We start from the raw sequence: 17,934 nt of genomic DNA on the forward strand, positions 1-17,934 counted from the left end.
CATGCAAGGCCAACCCCATCAGCCCAACATCAAGTCCAACCGTAAGCTCATCAGCCTGCTGGTGCTGGGCTGCCTTGGGATGTTTGGCTTTGGGTTCGCCTTAGTGCCGCTCTACGATGTGTTGTGCGAAAAACTGGGGATTAATGGCAAAACCTCTAATACTGCCAGCAGTTATCAAGCGATCACTGTGGACAAGAACCGGGTGGTAACGGTGGAGTTTATCTCGCAGGTGCAGACGGGCATGCCCTGGAAATTTGAGCCACAAACGAAACGGCTCGAAGTGCATCCAGGAGAACTTATTCACACGGCATTTCTGGCGCAAAATGTCTCTAACAGAGCGATCGTGGGCCAGGCGATTCCCTCTATTTCGCCCGGACAAGGCGCGGCTTATTTCAATAAAACCGAATGTTTTTGTTTTAACCAACAACACTTAGCCGCCGCGAGTCGCGCCGAGCTGCCGTTGATCTTCTTCGTGGATCCTCAATTACCCGAGTCTATCCACACCTTAACCCTCTCTTACACCCTCTACGACATTACCGACAAGCAGTTAGCGTCTGCCATAGAGCAAGGAGCTGCAAAATGACCACTAAACATGAGACTTACTACGTCCCCGCCCAGAGTGCTTGGCCGATTATTGGTGCTATCGGCTTGTTTTTAATTGCCTTTGGGGCAGGACATTTTGTACATCAACTCAAATCTGGCACTTCGGGTGGCGGCTATATCCTTCTGGCAGGCATAGCCGTCATCCTGTTTATGCTGGTTGGTTGGTTTAGAACCGTGATCAAAGAATCGATGACAGGCCTCTATTCCCATCAAATGGATAGATCGTTTCGCCAAGGCATGAGCTGGTTTATCTTCTCCGAGGTGATGTTCTTTGCCGCCTTCTTCGGCGCCTTATTTTACGCCCGCATGGTCGCAGTGCCTTGGCTCGGCGGTGCATCCAACAATGCCATGACCCACGAAGTCCTGTGGCCACACTTCGAAGCCGTTTGGCCACTCGTCACCACGCCTGATGGCACCAAAACCGAAGCCATGCCATGGAATGGACTACCGCTAGTCAACACCATAGTGCTGCTAACCTCCTCAGTCACGTTGCATTTTGCCCATATCAGCTTAGAAAAAGGTAAGCGTTCGGCCATCACCCTCTGGCTTGGGCTCACGATTTTGTTGGGGATTAGCTTCCTTGCTTTGCAGGCGGAGGAATATAGCCATGCCTACCATGAGATGGGACTAACGCTCACCTCGGGCGTGTATGGCAACACCTTTTTCCTGCTGACGGGTTTCCACGGCATGCATGTCACCTTGGGCACTATCTTTCTATTAGTCTTGTTTTTCAGAGTGTTAAAAGGCCACTTTAGTGCGGATAAGCATTTTGCCTTCCAAGCGGGCAGTTGGTACTGGCACTTTGTCGACGTAGTTTGGCTCTGCCTGTTTATCTTTGTTTATGTGCTTTAAATATTCATCGAAACAATATGTTGAAAGCTTAAGGCGTGGGATTGAGACCAAGCAGTCCAGTCCCTAAAGCCACCAGCAAGAGCAGGATCACTAGTACAGAAAACATCACCCTCCGGCCCAAATAGCGACTCATAGGCACAGGGTGATCAGCGGTTTGATCGTCACCTTTAACCATAATGATTAAGGCTCTGCCTAGGTTAAAAATGATAAACAGTAACAGCAGTACTAAAACACACTTAAAAATGAACGGGATGTTCATACGCTATCCTTATGTTTTGCTGACCAAATTAATGAGGTTGCCAAGATATATTTGGCTGCATAGGGCAATGTTGTTACTGCTGATATTGACTGTGGTGGTATTCGTGATTTTGGTCAAGCTGGGTTTGTGGCAAATGGATAGGGCTGCGGAAAAAACCGAACTACTCGCACAAATGGAGGCCAGACAATCCGCTGCCGCACTCAATCCTGAGCAGCTCATCGCTGAATTGGCTAAAGGTAGCGTTACAGGCTATCGCCTTGAGGTTCAAGCCAGCCCCGTTAATCCACAAATCTGGTTACTCGACAATCAGGTCTATCAAGGGCAAGTGGGTTATCTCGCCTTTCAATTACTGCAAATAGCGTCAGAAAATCATACAAATCATCGCGAGCAACCTTGGCTGTTACTCGAACTCGGCTTTATCGCCGCTAAACCCCACCGAGATGCCTTGCCCGAAGTCAGCCCCATAGTCGGTGAACTGGCTCTTACAGGCCGCCTCTATCAAAAACAGATTAATCCCTTAAGCCATCACTTATTGGCAGAACCCTTCACCACGGAACAAGGTGAACGGATTCGGTTTCAAAATCTTAATCTACCCGAGATGGCTCAAATGTTAGGACATCCTACCCTGCCCGCGGTGTTACAACCCGATGCCTTGCCCCAATTACAACCCGCGCAGGCCTTGCCTCACCCTTGGCAGCCTTTCCCGCTCTCGGCCCAAAAGCATTGGGGTTATGCATTGCAATGGTTTGCCATGGCAACTGTGTTTGCGGGGCTGATGGGTTGGCAAGCAATGAAATACCTCAAAAAATCACGACAACGGCATCAAGCCGATAAGGAAGTGACTAAGACCGAGTAACAGATACCTAAAAATTATTAAAAGAACACAATAAAACAAAGCATTAGGGACAATAAGAGGAGCAAATATGGACTCCCAACAAACAGCCAAATACCGCGCATTGGGGTTATTGCTACTGGCCTTTATCGCGCCTGTGGTCATCGCTAAGTTAGTGCTGAGCATGCATTGGTATCAAGGCGGCTCCACCAACCACGGTGAGCTCATCAGCCCAGAAACCAGTTATACCAGTCTTGGCCTTAACAATCCTCAGCCTAAGGAATGGCAACTGTTGTATTTATTGCCCGCAAAGTGCGATGAAGCTTGCCGCGAGCGCTTATATATCCTGCGTCAGAGCCATACCGCCTTAGGGCCAGATCAGGCTCGTGTCGAACCGCTTATTCTTGTGAATCCAGACAGTGACTTAAGTGCATTAAGCAGCTTTAACTTCAACACTCAGCCCGCCAGTCAAAGCCTAAGCCAATGGCTTGACCAACAGCAGTTGATTATTGTCGATCCACTCGGCGCACTCGTGCTGCGTTACCCCCAAGTGCAAGGCAAGGCGGCACATTTAGCTCAGGGTAAGGCCTTGGTCGCGGATCTGCGTAAGTTATTGAAACTATCGAGGGTAGACTAATGCAACTGACTTGGCTCCTACGCGTCACCATAGTCTTTACCCTGTTAGTGATTTTAATGGGGGCTTACACTCGGCTCTCGGACGCAGGACTTGGCTGCCCTGATTGGCCCGGTTGCTACGGCCATATCAAAGTGCCCACCCACGACCATGAGATCTCCCATGCCCAAACCCTATTTCCTGACCACGATATCCATCCCGAAAAAGCTTGGCTCGAGATGATCCACAGGTATATCGCGGGTGCCTTGGGCATACTAGTGTTACTGATTTTGATCCTTTGCTTAAAAACATCCCAAGCCCCCAAGAAACTGCCCTTTGCCATAGTGCTACTCATCATCTTTCAGGCGGCGTTGGGGATGTGGACTGTGACGATGAAACTAATGCCGATTGTCGTGATGTCCCATTTAATTGGCGGCTTTAGCTTGCTCTCGCTCCTACTCTTACTTTATCTGCGAACACGTCCGAGGCGAATTTTCGAAACCGCTGATATTCACAGTCAGCGTGGTGCGAATGGCGCCCATGGTTCGCGGATTGGCACGAGCCTTAAATTTCTAGGCCAGAGTAAACACCTGCCGAAGCTGGCGCTGCTGAGTCTGCTGGTGCTAATAGGTCAGATCATGCTCGGCGCCTGGACCTCCTCCAACTATGCAGCACTCGCTTGCACGGCTTTGCCGATTTGTGAAGGTAATTGGATGGATAATCTCGCCATTGCCGATGCGTTTTCCCCTTTCCAAGGGCAACATCCAAGCTTTGAATTTGGCGTATTGGATTACCATGCCCGCATGACCATTCATATCGCCCACCGCGTTGGCGCCATCATTACCGCCAGTCTATTGTTGTTGCTCGCCTATCGGTTATTTTTCAGCACCCAGCTCAAGGCACTAAGCCTATTGCTGGTCGCCTTAGTGATACTGCAGGTCAGTTTAGGGATTTCAAACGTGGTGATGCATTTACCACTGGGGATTGCCGTTTCCCACAATGGCGGCGCGGCGCTGTTACTACTCACCTTAGTCGCGATTAACTATTTCCTTTGGCGCAGGGCACCTTAATCATCGGGGGATTTATCATGGCAAAACCACTCTCTATCAGCAGTCACCCCAGTGTCCATTTGGCTTGGCGTGCCTATTTCGAGATGACCAAACCTAAGGTTGTGGCTTTAATGCTGCTCACCGTCTTAGTCGGCATGTGTTTAGCCATGCCCACCATACTGCCAGTCAAACCCTTAGTGGCAGGCTTGCTCGGCATCGCCATGATGGCGGGGTCGGCCGCCGCCTTAAACCATCTGATTGATAGGCGAATCGACGGCATGATGGCACGCACTTATAACCGTCCGCTGCCCAAGGGCCGAGTCTCAGCAACGAGGGCATTGTTGTTCGCGGCACTCTTAGGCAGTCTAGGTTTTGTGATCCTCTATGTTTTTACTAATCCGCTCACCGCTTGGCTGACCTTTGCCAGCTTGATTGGTTATGCCTTGATTTATACCGCCTATTTAAAACGGGCCACACCACAAAACATTGTCATTGGCGGTTTAGCGGGCGCGATGCCGCCGCTCTTGGGCTGGACGGCGGTAACGAATCAATTCCATGGTCATGCGCTATTGCTCGTCATCATCATATTCCTGTGGACGCCGCCGCATTTTTGGGCACTGGCGATTCACAGACGCGCAGAATATGCCAAAGTGGATATTCCCATGCTGCCCGTGACCCATGGGGTAGAATTTACTAAGACCTGTATCTTGCTCTACACGATTTTGCTGGCGATAGCTTGTCTATTGCCCGTGTTAGTCGGGATGAGTGGACCGCTCTACTTTGTGTGCTCAAGTTTGCTCAGCACGGGATTTATTTATAAAGCGTGGCAGTTAAAGTATCAGGATTGCGAAGGGCTGGCGATGCAGGTGTTTCGTTTTTCGATTTATCATTTAATGTTGTTATTCATGGCATTACTGCTCGACCACTATCTTTGGGCTTAATGTGCAACGAGCAATAGGGCGAGCATGGTCAAAGGACAAAATATGCAAGCAAGAATCTCCAACAAGATCTTAGTGATAGCGATTCTGTTAATAGGATTGGGTGGACTATTTGCAGTGAAGTTCAATCCACCTAAGCCCGTTGAATTAGAGAGTGGTTTTTTGTTTCCCGAGGCGTTCGAGCTAGCGCCCTTTGAGCTTGTAGATCAACAGCAGAAACCCTTTACTAATGCCAATTTGAAGGATCAATGGAGCCTATTCTTTATCGGCTTTACCTATTGTCCCGATGTCTGTCCGACCACCTTAAACAAGCTCGCCGCCGCCTATCCTGAGCTGAAAAAAATTGCCCCCATTCAAATCGTGTTTTTATCCGTAGATCCGAAGCGGGACACCCCAGAGAAACTCCTCACCTATGTGAATTTCTTTAATCCTGAGTTTAAGGCGGTGACGGGTGAGCAAACCCAAATATTCCCCCTCACCCGCAGCCTAGGGCTCACCTATGCCATGGTCGGCGAAGGGGATAATTATCAAGTCGATCATAGTGCTGGCTATGTACTGGTTTCTCCCCAAGGCACGCGGGTCGCGGTGTTTAAACCCACGGCAGCCTTAGGTAAAGCCCCTCAAGTACTCAACCAGGCCTTGATTAGCGACTTCGATAAAATCGTTAAAAGCTACAAACCTAAATAGCCGCCGCTGACGTGTTACTCTTTAACCCAAGTGCCGTCGTCTTTGGGTCTCACCCATGCCTGCGAAAACCAGTAATAGCCGTTGCGCGTCTTGCTTGGCGCCGTGCAATTGTAGCGCGAGCGACCCGCTGGCAGGGCTAAATCGGCTTGAATGCTAAATTCATTGTCACTGATCCAAGTTGGTGTTTTAGCGCCTTGCCCTTGGATATAACACATGACTTGCTTGGCCGAAATATCGCTCATATCCAGCTTAACCTTAAGCTCTGGGCGCCAATGCCCGCCCTTCAGCTCAGGATCGCTAGGCGTTTGCTCAAGCACTGGCATATTGAGGCTGTATAACTTGGCTTTTAGGCTCTTTAGATCCGCATATTGCCCCGCTACAGGGAAGCGCGGCAGCGCCGTGAGTGGCGAGTACGGCCCCGCCGCCCCTGACTGCTGGCCAAAGGCAACGAAGCCATTTTCGGTCAACATATCTTGAATCGCCTGATTGTATTCGCCATAGGGATAGGCCAGCATTTTAAAGTTCTGCCCCGTCGCCTCACGAATCGCGTTTTCGGTGTCCTGAATATTGGCTTTAATTCGTGCCAGCCATTGGCTTTGGGATTCATTGTCAAGTTTACGGATCAAATGCTCATGGGCCCAACTGTGGTTCGCAATGTCGGCCCCTTCCTTGGAGAGCTTAATCAGATCTTCCCAGGTCATCATCTCGGTAAACTTTTGTTTAATCGGCTCAATTGCCACAAATAGGGTGTAGGGGAAACCAAATTCCTTTAGGATAGGATGCGCTGTGGTCGCAATGCTGCGATAACCATCATCGAAGGTGATCGCCACCGTTTTGGCGGGTAAATCTTGCTTGTTTTTGATCGCCTCAACCACTTGGGATAAGGGAATAACCTTAAAACCATCGTCCGCCAGAAACTGCATTTGCTCACGAAATTGTGCAGGCGTGACGCTCGTCGCCGCCGGCGTGGTTTCTGACACATGGTGATACTGTAAAATGACCACAGCATGGGCCGAGAAAGTCATCAGCCCTAAGAGTGCCCATAACGCACGTTTAACCATAATGTGAATACCTCTGAAATCAATGACTACCGCAAAATCCACCGCACTCGCGCTCCTGTTGAATGGCACCAAGAATCGCCAGCTGCTCGCGCTTGCCCTGCCGATGATCCTCTCCAATATCACGGTTCCGCTGTTGGGATTGGTCGATACGGCCGTCATCGGGCATTTAAGTGACGCCTATTATTTAGGGGGCGTCGCACTCGGGTCAACGATTATCACATTAATCATTTGGTTATTAGGCTTTTTACGGATGGCGACCACGGGATTAGTCGCACAGGCCTATGGCGCAAACGATACCGCGCGCCAATTAAAGTTGCTGGTCCAAGGCGCCATACTGGCGACTGGGCTGGGTATCGCGGTGATCCTATTACAGATCCCGATACTGAATTTAGCGCTCGGCCTCTCCGAGGCGAGTGTGGAAGTGGAGCGTTATTGCCGAGAATATTTTCAAGTCCGAGTCTGGTCGACACCATTCGCCCTGCTCAATTTAGTGATGCTCGGCTGGCTCCTTGGCAGACAACAACCCAAGGCGGCCATGTGGCAGCTCATCTTCGCCAACTTAGCCAATATTATCCTCGATGTGTTGTTCGTCTTAGGTTTAGGCTGGGGAGTCAAAGGAGCAGCACTTGCCTCAGTATGTGCGGATATCACCGCCTTTAGCGTTGCGCTCTACATGGTATTACAACAGCTTAAGTTAATACCTCGATTCCAATTTGCCGACATTAGAGTTCACCTGAACTTGTCGGGTTACGGCCAGCTGCTAAGGCTCAATACCGATATTTTTATCCGCAGCCTATGCCTGCAAGCCGCCTTCGCCTTTATGACTTTTCACGGTGCAGGCCTTGGGGATAATACGGTCGCAGCCAATGCTGTCTTGTTGAATTTACTGTTATTAATCGCTTACGCCCTCGATGGTATTGCCTATTATGCCGAGGCGGAAGTGGGCAAAGCCTACGGACAAAAACGCACACAGCCACTGCGTGAAGCAGTGCTCCTCGCTTGGTGTTGGTCAGCCATTACAGCCCTAGGTTTTAGCCTGCTATTTTATCTTTTTGGAGACCATATCATCGGGCTGCTAACCAATATTGATGAGGTGAGAACCACAGCGCAAATTTATCTGCCTTGGCTGATATTGCTGCCGCTTTGGTCTTTTAGTTCCTATCTGTTTGATGGGGTTTATATTGGCGCCGCTAAGGGCAAAGTCATGCGTAATAGCATGATTATCGCCACTTTTGGCGCCTTCTTCCCAACATGGTATTTGCTGCAATCGCTGTTGCCTTCCGAACAGGCTAACCATGCACTGTGGGCGGCCATGACGGCCTTTATGCTAACGCGCAGCCTCACCCTAGCGGCACATTACCGCTTTAGCAAGGCATTTATTCTTAATTAGTTCTGTAAAGACAGTAGCTTACTTAAGGTTATCCCATTAAGATACGCGGCATTATTGTAATGAAATTGTGATGCGCCATGAAAAGGATTTTACCTTTGTTACTTCTGTGGCTAAGTCTGCCACTGCTTGCCCAAACGGTACCACAGCTTCCGGTCGAGGCCTTTGCCAGTATTCCCGATGTCAGCTCAGTCCAACTGTCGCCCGATGGCAAAAAAATTGCCTCTATCGTTCGAGTCGATCAGCCCAAACTTAAGGGCACTGTGGTCAGTATTCTCGATTTAGAAACGGGCAACAAAGACTACGCGATTCACACCGATAACCAGAAGTTTGTCCTGCTGTCATTACAGTGGGCAAATGACACCACCTTGCTGATCAGCGCTAAGTTTCCGGCAAACCGCTACGGTACACCGACCACCGAAACTCGCTTGGTGAAGTACGATTTAACTACGCGAAAAACCACGAGCGTACTCGCCCGTAGCGTCATCGACCGACTCAGTTGGATCCCCCAACATCAGGGACAGATTATCGATATGATGCCGGATGACCCCGATAATATCTTGCTCTCCCTCGATGGTATGGGCGAAGAAGTGGGCGAAGACAGCGTGCTGAGAGTCAATCTCTCGCAGGGAAAATCCGCATTTATTCAAAACTCTAAACGTAAAATCATCGGCTGGATTACCGACAGGCAACATAAGGTCCGTATCTCCATCTATAACGATGACACTGAATATAGGATCTACGAGCAACCAGAACAAAAGGCAGAGCCACGCTTACTCTGGACCTTTAAAGCCTTCTCCGACGAGAGCGTCTGGCCACTGGGCTTCGATGCCGACCCCAACATCTTATTCGTACGCGCCTACCACCAAGGCTTTGAAGCTATCTTCAAGGTGAATTTAACCGATCCTAAGCTCACCAAGGAGCTGGTGTACGCCAACGAAGATACCGATGTTGAAGGCAATCTCATCTATTCAGAACTCAAGAAAAAAGTCATTGGGATCAGTGAGGGCGACGGCGAAGAATATACCTTCTGGGATCCTGAGTATGCGGGTCTGCAAAATGGGTTGAAAGCAGTATTGCCCAATGCCCATAACTACATCACCCAATTTAGCGCGGATGAACGCCGCTATATCGTCTACTCCACCAGTTCGACTCAACCTGGCACCTATTACTTCGGCGATAGGGATGAAAAGGCACTGTTTCCGATTGCCGATAGATATAGCCAGCTAAGCAGCGAGCAACTCGCCGACACTCAATATCTGAGCTACGAAGCGCGGGATAAACTTAAAATCGATGCTTACCTGACAGTGCCAAAGGGCCTCGAAGCCAAGCAACTCCCCACCATTATCTTCCCCCACGGCGGGCCGATTAGTTACGACAGTAACGACTTCGATTATTGGTCGCAGTTTTTCGCCAACCGTGGTTACGCGGTATTTCGAATGAACTTTAGGGGCTCGGCGGGCTACGGCTATGAGTTTATGAAGGCCGGCCTCAAAAGCTGGGGACTCGAAATGCAAAACGATGTGGAAGATGGTACACGTTACTTAATCAATCAAGGGATTAGCGATCCACAGCGTATCTGTATCGTCGGCGCGAGTTATGGTGGTTATGCCGCCTTAATGGGCGCGGCGATGACACCTGATCTGTACCGCTGCGCGGTCAGTGTGGCTGGTGTAACAGATGTGGCTTACCTAGTAAAATCCAGTCGCCGTTTCACCAATTATGAAGTTGTTAAAGAACAAATTGGTGATGATTTTAGCGCCCTCTATGAACGCTCACCCGTTAGTAAAGCCGATAAGATCACTATCCCGGTATTACTACTGCATGGCGATAAGGATCGAGTGGTTAAGGTGCAACATAGTCGCGAAATGTTCGACGAACTGAAATCACGTAAGAAAAACGTCGAATATATTGAGCTCGAAAATGGTGACCATTATTTAAGTAACAATGACCATAGGCTAACCACCTTTAAGGCGCTCGATAAGTTTTTAGCCGACAATCTGAAAACCCAGCTATAGCCACAAAACGCCATAAAAAAACGCGACTCACAGGTCGCGTTTTTTTTATTCAGTTCAACACCAGCTTAAGCGTAAGAATGCGCGCCGTGTTGGTGATCGGTCACATCGCTCACACCAGAGAGTTCACCTGGGAACATATCGAGTAGTTGCTTCTCGATACCATCTTTTAGAGTGATATCAACTTGCGAACAACCGTTACAACCACCACCGAACTGCAGTACTGCTACGCCTTCTAGGGTGATTTCAACCAACATGATGTTACCACCATGGCTTGCCAGTTGTGGGTTGATTTCAGATTGGATCACATACTCAACACGCTCGGCTAAAGGCGCATCTGAAGCCACTTTACGCATTTTTGCGTTAGGGGCTTTAAGGGTTAATTGCGATCCTAATTGATCGGTCACGAAGTCGATTGAGGCTTCTTCTAAGAAAGGCGCACTCTTCTCGTCAACCATAGCGCTAAAGCCATTGAATTCTAATTCAATATCATCGCTTTCAACGGCGTCAGGCGGGCAGTAAGACACGCCACACTCGGCTTGTGCGGTACCTGGACTGATCACAAATACGCGAATATGAGTGCCTTCAGGTTGATCGGCTAACAACTTTACAAAATGGGCCTGAGCCGCATCGGAAATAGTAATCATGGAAACCAGCTCCGTCAGGGGATACCTGAGTGTTTTAGTAAGAATTAGGCGTATGATACTCCTACTCACTCACGCTTTGTAGCCCCTAGGGTAGCAAGTTCTGGAATTTTGCAAAATCCATCACGCTTTAAATGCAGCAACTTAACCAGTAAACCACTAATCAAAACCCGAGTTTTCACTTGCAATATCATCCAACAACCCCGGTGCTTCGGCTCTGGCGAGGCACCATATTTGCACTTGTATATATCGCGCCTCGAACAAGCGGGCAATTTCTGCCACTGTAGTCCCCGTGGTGACCACATCGTCCACCAGCGCTATCCGTTGATAGGCAAAATCGGCATTTAACTCAAAAGCATCCTGTAGATTTCGCCGTCGCTGTGCGCCATTGAGTCCGGCTTGTGGGCGGGTATCCTGCCGCCGAATTAATCCGTCACTGACCAGTGGCAGCGAGAGCTGCTTCGATAATTCATGGGCAATTAACCATGCTTGATTAAATCCACGTTGGCGCAGCCGATTGGGATGTAAAGGGACTGGCACTATGGCCTGCGGTAGAGTGATTAAGTCTTGCTGTTCGAGCTGACCAATGCGCGCCACTAAGGCTTGGCACAATATGGGTAACGCGGCGAGTTGCCCCTGATATTTAATGGCCGCTATCCAAGGACCAAAGCCTTGATGATAACTGCAAGGTGCGATGACTTTTCGCGGTTGATGCCGTAGGCACTCACCGCAATATTCGAGTTCAAGCGGCATGGACTTTCCACAACCTAAACAAATTGGGCTGTGATATAAGCCCGTTTGCAGGCATACCTGGCAAAATCCGGCTTCCCTTACATTGAGGGATTGGTGGCACAGTAAGCAGCGGTTAGGTAAACTGCCCGCCAAGTAACGCTGCCCCAAATGCGAAACTATGCGTAACAGCTTCGCCCCCTGTTGCGACCAAGTCCATTTGCTATCGCCCGACATACAACTTCCTATTAGAGGTATTTTAGTGAACTCTGCGACGCCAGCCCATCATCCGCAACTGCATATCGACACCCGAGGCCAAGGGCCAGATCTGGTCATGCTTCACGGTTGGGGCGTTAATAGCGCCGTCTTCACGCCGCTCCATGAGCAGCTTTCTGAGTATAGAGTCCACTATGTCGATCTGCCGGGCTTTGGCTTAAGTCAGCCAATCGCGGGCGATTTATCGACTTGGGTGGATGCGCTAATTCATACCTTACCCGCCAATGCGATTTGGGCCGGCTGGTCACTGGGTGGCTTAGTGGCAACTCAAGCTGCCATAAGCTACCCATCCCATGTCAGAGGATTAATAACTATCGCCTCCTCGCCCTGTTTTATGGCAAGAGAGGAAGAAGCATGGCCCGGCATTCCACCGCAGGTGCTCAGCATGTTTGGCGAGCAGCTTGGGCAAAATTTACCAAAAACGATTGAGCGCTTTTTAGCGATTCAGGCCATGGGCAGCGAAACCGCCAAAGACGATATTAAGCAGCTGCGGGATTTAGTCTTAGCACGCCCGCTACCCGATGCAGCGGCCTTAACTCAAGGTTTGGATATGTTGAATCAAATCGATCTTAGGCCACATCTCTCGGCGATACAGCAACCTTGGCTGCGGATCTGGGGCCGACTCGATGGACTCGTGCCCAAACGCGTTCAACCTCAAATGCCCACCGCCAGTCATATCACTGATCTCATGCTTGCCAAGGCATCCCACGCACCGTTTGTGTCTCACAGGGAAGAATTCTTGCAGGCAATCACACCTTGGCTGGCGCAATTCAAGGACTAGTGCTTTATCTTTGTGCAATAAGTGGCTAGTATTTGACCATTAAGGCCACAAGGAATTTTTCATGCTGCTTGTCAGTAACTACCCCCAAGTTCCGATAGCGACGACCAATGTCGCGACGGACTCGGCTCGGGTCGACAATCAGCTCAAGCCCGTCGTTATTCCGCCACAGGCCGCGACTAAGGGCCATGAAGAACGCGCCTTTAATCCGCAAAATGAGCGTACCGCCGATCAAACTCAGCAACAGGCACGTTTGCTCGAGCAAAATCAGCAACAAGTTCAAGACAAACAGCAACAGCAGCAGTCTTCACAGCAGCAGAGCCAGCAACAGCAAGAGAAACAAGCGCCCATAGTTGCTGCCGATCGTGCACTCCATAAAACCCTTAAAGTGCCAGTGCGCGGCCCAGCGGCGCTGCAGCGTAAGGATATTCGGTTAAAGGTCGGCCAAAATACTCCCCGCCCCGCCAATACCACGGCGAAAACCACGACTGCGGCAGCGCGTCAGCCGATGCAAGGGGAATCTCCTCAGTTTTATCAACAGGTTGGCCAGCGTATTGGGCAATATTATGCGCAGCAAACTCAGCCCGAAGCCGAACCTGCTATGTCTGCTTGGATTTAAAATCTGCTGGTTTAAAGATAAGTTTCAAAATAAAAATGCCGCTAATCAGCGGCATTTTTCATTCGGTTATTTACCCGAGCGATACAGCTCTTGCTGGTAGGCTAGGCTGCCCCACAGCGCCCAACCTAAGGCCTTTTTCTCCAACGCCTGTGCAGCAGGGGCATAAGGCGTTAAGTGCTCGGTCTTTTCATCGTACTGGAAGCCCTGCGCCGCTTTCTCTGGCTGCAGGATAACCACATCTTTACCTTCCATCAGGGCAAAGTTTTTATCGTATTGCATTAGCGCACGTCCCGGCCAATCATCGCTGACCTGAGTTAAGTCACGACCAAGCATAGGATAAGAGTCTGAAATACCAATCAAAGATAACAAGGTTGGCGGCAAGTCGATTTGACTCACAATACGGTGATCGCGTTTTGGCGCAACATTATCCCCAATAATTAACCCCGGAATACGGAAGCGCGATACCGGCACCAAATCGGCCCCACCAACGCGGCTATCGTGGTCGGCGACCACGATAAAAATAGTGTCCTTCCAGTAGTCGGCATTTTTTGCCAGTTTAAAGAACTCACCAATTGCATAATCGGCATATTTCGCCGCGTTATTGCGAGTTTGCTTAGGTTGTTCATACAGCTCAATACGGCCATCGGGGAATTCGAATGGGTCGTGGTTACTCGAGCTAAACACCAAGCTAAAGAATGGCTTACCCTCACTGTGAAGACGCTCGAACTCACTATTCGCCTTACGCATTAAATCTTCGTCGGATGCGCCCCACGAGCCAACAAAGGCCGGAGACTTATAATCCTTCTGGTCGATAATGTCGCTAAATCCATTACCGAGGAAGAAACTGCGCATATTGTCGAAATGGCTCTCACCACCGTAGATAAATTGGGTGGTGTAACCGTGGTTTTTCAGCAATTCGGCGAGGGTGAAAAAGCCCGTCTGGCTCTTACCGAGTTTTACCACGGCGCGGGCCGGTGTTGGGGTAAAACCTGTGGTGACCGCTTCGATTCCGCGCACTGAACGTGTCCCAGTGGCGTAAAGATTATCGAAATACCAGCCTTCCTGTGAGAGCGCATCGATATTCGGCGTTAAGGGCATACCGCCTAAGCTCCCCACAAAACGGGCACCTAAGCTTTCCTGTAACAGGATGACTAAGTTTTTCGGTTTACCGCTGTAGCTGGCTTGGTTAAAGCTCAATGAAGGGATGTCACTCGAGGTAAAGGCACTCTCGGGGCGGCCACTCTCTTGTCTGATGGTCTTGATGATCTCATCTCTATCTAATGAGCCATACACCTTAGAGGCGTCTTCTTCGCTGCCCATTTGCTTGATTGCAAACACTAACGAATAAGCAGAGTTAATCACGAGGGAGTTCACTAATGGATCGTCGGCAAATGCCACCATCGCCGGGTTGATTGGACGATGGCCTAAGGTTGAGCGCGCGCCCAATAGGGTCACGACTATTACCATGACAGCTAGCACAGGACGCCAATACCAACGGGGGAAACGCAGATTTTTAGTTAACTTACCACTGAGTTTCCAACCGCCCCACAGCGTCGCTAGGGTGAGCAGCACAGAGAAAATCAGCTCCAGCTTGCGTCCCGCCCACAGCATCGACAGCACTTCTTTAGGGTAAATCAAATACTCCACATACAAGCGGTTCGGGCGAATGCCGTATTCCTCAATAAAGGCTGGCGTTGAAACCTCAAGAAATACAATGGTCCACAGACCTAAGGTTAGCCATAGGCGCAGCACCCATTGCCAAATGCGGCCAAGCAGGTGTTCTCCCGAAAACAACGCCGTACCTAAGGCGGCGACACCCCATAACCAACACAGGGTAGCGATATCAACACGAATACCTTGTAGTAGCAGATGCGACCAACCGTCAACGGCAGCCACACGTTCGCCCTGCCACAGACCTAAGCCGATGCGGCTTGCCGTAGCAATAGCGAGTACTAACAGACTGAAAACAAGAATGACGCGAAATGGCCCATGGGCGGACTGGCGTCCACGAGCGGATGAACCTGACTGCATGTATAACCCCAAAACATTAAACTTCCACTCAGCTTTGGAGTGTCAATTTGAAAAAAATCGGTGAAAAACTTGTGGTATGACAACCGATTTTGCTTAACGTTGCATTAAATGCCGACTTTATATTACCTAGGACAGCATATATGCAACAATTTTGTGGCTAACAAGTAAAAAATGTCGACTCGAACACAGGTGTGTATCCGAGCCGACCTGAGTCAGATTACTTTTTCAGCTTTGCGAAGGCGTCGGCAAAGGCATTGCCCATGGCCGCGTTGACAGGTGCCGCTTTTGGCGCAGGGCGCGAAGACTTATGCTGGGCATTGCCCTTATGAGCCTGTGGCTTACCTTGAGATGGGCCGCGTGTTTGAGCCTTGCTCTGATCGATAACCTCATCCAGACGCATACTCAAACCGATACGACGACGCTCGACATCGACCTCCATCACCTTCACTTTCACTACATCACCCGCTTTCACTACTGTATGGGGATCGGTAATAAATTTGTCGGTTAATGACGAGATATGCACTAAACCATCTTGATGCACACCGATATCCACAAAGGCGCCAAAGTTAGTTACGTTGGTGACAACGCCCTCGAGGATCATCTCAGGTTTCAGATCCTTAAGCTCCTCAACCCCATCCTTAAACTTGGCGGTTTTAAACTCACCACGGGGGTCACGACCCGGTTTATCCAGCTCGCTGAGGATGTCGGTGACTGTCGGTAAACCAAACTCAGGGGTCGTAAACTCCTGCGGCTTGATATTGCGTAGCAGCTCAGAATTACCGATAAGGCTCGCCAACTCTACTTGCTTAGTCTTAGCAATGGTTTCGACCAGCGCATAGGCTTCGGGGTGAACCGCCGACATATCCAATGGATTGTCGCCATCACGGATCCGCAAAAAACCCGCGGCTTGTTCAAAGGCTTTAGGGCCTAAGCGTGGCACTTTCAACAGTTCTTTACGGTTTTTGAAGGCGCCATTGGCATCGCGGTAGTCGACCAGGTTTTTCGCTAAGGTTTTGTTTAACCCCGCCACCTGCGACAGCAAAGGCACTGACGCCATGTTTAAATCCACGCCCACACCGTTTACGCAGTCTTCGACCACGGCTTCGAGCGAGCTAGACAGCTGGCTTTGGCTTACATCGTGCTGGTATTGACCCACACCGATGGATTTAGGCTCAATCTTCACCAGTTCCGCTAAGGGATCCTGTAGACGGCGAGCAATCGAAACGGCGCCACGAATAGACACGTCCAGCTCTGGGAACTCCAGCGCGGCGAGTTCTGAGGCGGAATACACGGAAGCACCCGCTTCACTCACCATCACCTTGGTCAGTTGCGGTTGGCTATCCTTAAGGCTGGCAATCAACTCACCCGCTAACTTGTCAGTTTCGCGTGATGCAGTGCCGTTACCAATCGCGATTAATTCCACCTTATGCATTTGCGCTAAGTTGGCTAAGGTACGAATCGACTTATCCCACAAATTCTGTGGCGCATGGGGGAAGATAGTTGTGTGTGCGACCAGCTTACCCGTGTTATCTACCACGGCCACTTTAACGCCCGTGCGTAGTCCCGGGTCTAGACCCATAGTCGCCTTAGCGCCCGCTGGTGCGGCCATAAGTAAGTCGCCTAAGTTGCGGGCAAACACTTTAATGGCTTCTGCTTCGGCGCGCTCACGCATTTGCGAGATAAACTCGGTTTCCATCTGCAGGGCAATTTTAATCCGCCATGTGGCGGTCACAACGGTCTTAAGCCATTGATCGACACTGCTCTCGCCGAGTTTTAGCCCTAAGTGCTCGCTAATGATCACTTCACAGTAACTGCCCTGACCCGCTTCGGCAGCAGGATCGGCATTCATGGATAGAGATAAGAAGCCCTCATTGCGGCCACGCAACATCGCCAAGGCGCGGTGTGACGGCACTTTCGCCAGAGGCTCGCTGTGCTCAAAATAGTCGCGGAACTTAGCGCCTTCCTTCTCTTTGCCAGCGATAACGCGGCTCTCTAACACACTGTTTTGGCTCAGGTGTTCACGAACTTTACGCAGTAATTCCGCATCTTCGGCGTAACGTTCCATCAGAATATAACGGGCGCCTTCCAGTACGGCTTTGGTATCGGCAAAGCCCACTTCGAGATTCAGATAACCCGCAGCTAATGCCTCGATATCGGCATTACGGTCCGCCAGTAAAGCTTCAACAAGCGGCTCTAATCCCGCTTCAATCGCAATTTGGCCCTTAGTACGGCGCTTAGGCTTGAAGGGAAGGTACAGATCTTCGAGACGGGTCTTGCTGTCCGCGCCTTCAATTTCCCGTTGCAATTCAGGTGTTAACTTACCTTGTGTTTGAATGCTGGATAAAATGACCTGACGTCTGTCATTCAGCTCGCGCAAATAACCTAAACGAGTGTGCAGCGTACGTAACTGGGTGTCATCTAAGCCCCCAGTCGCTTCTTTACGGTAACGGGCAACGAAGGGAACGGTAGCACCATTGTCGAGCAAATCTATGGTGGCAGTGACTTGATGCTCCTGAACATTCAGTTCCTGAGCAATAATTTGGGCAATAGTCTGCATAAAT

17 protein-coding genes are annotated in these 17,934 nt (G+C 50.1%); 11 read left to right on the forward strand and 6 right to left on the reverse strand.

Going from position 1 to position 17,934, the window contains the following annotated elements; translation table 11 throughout:
* The first annotated feature begins 1 nt into the window (after nt 1).
* Nucleotides 2–583: a cytochrome c oxidase assembly protein gene (locus L2713_RS09985; protein ID WP_011624514.1), complete on the forward strand. Its 582-nt coding sequence runs from the start codon at nt 2–4 to the stop codon at nt 581–583.
* Nucleotides 580–1,455, forward strand: a complete 876-nt coding sequence (locus tag L2713_RS09990) for a cytochrome c oxidase subunit 3 (protein ID WP_248967770.1) — start codon at nt 580–582, stop codon at nt 1,453–1,455. The genes L2713_RS09985 and L2713_RS09990 overlap by 4 nt, the downstream gene beginning before the upstream one ends.
* A gap of 28 nt (nt 1,456–1,483) precedes the next feature.
* Here the strand turns inward: L2713_RS09990 and L2713_RS09995 are convergent, their stop codons facing one another.
* Nucleotides 1,484–1,714 carry a DUF2909 family protein gene (locus L2713_RS09995; protein WP_041412864.1) on the reverse strand — a complete coding sequence of 77 codons (231 nt, stop codon included), beginning with the start codon at nt 1,712–1,714 and terminating at the stop codon, nt 1,484–1,486.
* On the opposite strand from L2713_RS09995, the gene L2713_RS10000 reads away from it, so the two are divergent.
* From L2713_RS10000 to L2713_RS10020, 5 genes are all read left to right on the forward strand, one after another.
* Nucleotides 1,659–2,570, forward strand: coding sequence for an SURF1 family protein (locus L2713_RS10000; protein ID WP_248967771.1), 912 nt, complete (start codon nt 1,659–1,661; stop codon nt 2,568–2,570). The genes L2713_RS09995 and L2713_RS10000 overlap by 56 nt on opposite strands.
* Nucleotides 2,571–2,637: 67 nt before the next feature.
* A complete protein-coding gene (locus L2713_RS10005) occupies nt 2,638–3,183 on the forward strand; it encodes a redox-active disulfide-containing membrane protein (protein ID WP_089068793.1) in 546 nt (181 codons plus the stop codon).
* Nucleotides 3,183–4,229: a COX15/CtaA family protein gene (locus tag L2713_RS10010; RefSeq protein ID WP_248967772.1), complete on the forward strand. Its 1,047-nt coding sequence runs from the start codon at nt 3,183–3,185 to the stop codon at nt 4,227–4,229. The genes L2713_RS10005 and L2713_RS10010 overlap by 1 nt, the downstream gene beginning before the upstream one ends.
* Before the next feature lie 17 nt (nt 4,230–4,246).
* Nucleotides 4,247–5,149 (forward strand): heme o synthase, encoded by a 903-nt coding sequence (cyoE, locus tag L2713_RS10015; protein ID WP_089068794.1) that lies wholly within the window; start codon nt 4,247–4,249, stop codon nt 5,147–5,149.
* A 54-nt stretch (nt 5,150–5,203) separates the two neighbouring features.
* Nucleotides 5,204–5,833, forward strand: a complete 630-nt coding sequence (locus L2713_RS10020) for an SCO family protein (protein WP_161629207.1) — start codon at nt 5,204–5,206, stop codon at nt 5,831–5,833.
* A gap of 14 nt (nt 5,834–5,847) precedes the next feature.
* Here L2713_RS10020 and L2713_RS10025 read toward each other — a convergent pair whose 3' ends face one another.
* The gene (locus L2713_RS10025) at nt 5,848–6,894 is read right to left on the reverse strand and encodes a polysaccharide deacetylase family protein (protein ID WP_248967773.1); all 1,047 of its coding nucleotides are present in this window, start codon (nt 6,892–6,894) and stop codon (nt 5,848–5,850) included.
* Between the two features lie 22 nt (nt 6,895–6,916).
* On the opposite strand from L2713_RS10025, the gene L2713_RS10030 reads away from it, so the two are divergent.
* Together L2713_RS10030 and L2713_RS10035 are read left to right on the forward strand one after the other, a co-directional pair.
* The gene (locus tag L2713_RS10030; RefSeq protein WP_248967774.1) at nt 6,917–8,284 is read left to right on the forward strand and encodes an MATE family efflux transporter; all 1,368 of its coding nucleotides are present in this window, start codon (nt 6,917–6,919) and stop codon (nt 8,282–8,284) included.
* Nucleotides 8,285–8,361: 77 nt separating this feature from the next.
* Nucleotides 8,362–10,299, forward strand: coding sequence for an alpha/beta hydrolase family protein (locus L2713_RS10035; protein WP_249556485.1), 1,938 nt, complete (start codon nt 8,362–8,364; stop codon nt 10,297–10,299).
* Between the two features lie 65 nt (nt 10,300–10,364).
* On the opposite strand, the gene nfuA is transcribed toward L2713_RS10035, so the two are convergent.
* The gene (gene nfuA / locus L2713_RS10040) at nt 10,365–10,943 is read right to left on the reverse strand and encodes a Fe-S biogenesis protein NfuA (protein ID WP_248967776.1); all 579 of its coding nucleotides are present in this window, start codon (nt 10,941–10,943) and stop codon (nt 10,365–10,367) included.
* Nucleotides 10,944–11,099: 156 nt separating this feature from the next.
* Nucleotides 11,100–11,906 carry a ComFC family protein gene (locus tag L2713_RS10045; protein ID WP_248967777.1) on the reverse strand — a complete coding sequence of 269 codons (807 nt, stop codon included), beginning with the start codon at nt 11,904–11,906 and terminating at the stop codon, nt 11,100–11,102.
* A gap of 25 nt (nt 11,907–11,931) precedes the next feature.
* Between L2713_RS10045 and bioH the strand changes: the two genes are divergently transcribed.
* Both bioH and L2713_RS10055 read left to right on the forward strand, forming a co-directional pair.
* Nucleotides 11,932–12,726, forward strand: a complete 795-nt coding sequence (bioH, locus tag L2713_RS10050) for a pimeloyl-ACP methyl ester esterase BioH (RefSeq protein ID WP_248967778.1) — start codon at nt 11,932–11,934, stop codon at nt 12,724–12,726.
* A gap of 61 nt (nt 12,727–12,787) precedes the next feature.
* Nucleotides 12,788–13,342: a hypothetical protein gene (locus L2713_RS10055; RefSeq protein ID WP_248967779.1), complete on the forward strand. Its 555-nt coding sequence runs from the start codon at nt 12,788–12,790 to the stop codon at nt 13,340–13,342.
* Nucleotides 13,343–13,408: 66 nt separating this feature from the next.
* Here the strand turns inward: L2713_RS10055 and L2713_RS10060 are convergent, their stop codons facing one another.
* Both L2713_RS10060 and L2713_RS10065 read right to left on the reverse strand, forming a co-directional pair.
* Nucleotides 13,409–15,373 carry an LTA synthase family protein gene (locus tag L2713_RS10060; RefSeq protein WP_248967780.1) on the reverse strand — a complete coding sequence of 655 codons (1,965 nt, stop codon included), beginning with the start codon at nt 15,371–15,373 and terminating at the stop codon, nt 13,409–13,411.
* 217 nt (nt 15,374–15,590) lie between these two features.
* Nucleotides 15,591–17,930 (reverse strand): Tex family protein, encoded by a 2,340-nt coding sequence (locus tag L2713_RS10065; protein WP_248967782.1) that lies wholly within the window; start codon nt 17,928–17,930, stop codon nt 15,591–15,593.
* Nucleotides 17,931–17,934 lie beyond the last annotated feature (4 nt).

The organism is Shewanella seohaensis (assembly GCF_023283775.1).
GTDB classification, from domain to species: domain Bacteria; phylum Pseudomonadota; class Gammaproteobacteria; order Enterobacterales; family Shewanellaceae; genus Shewanella; species Shewanella seohaensis.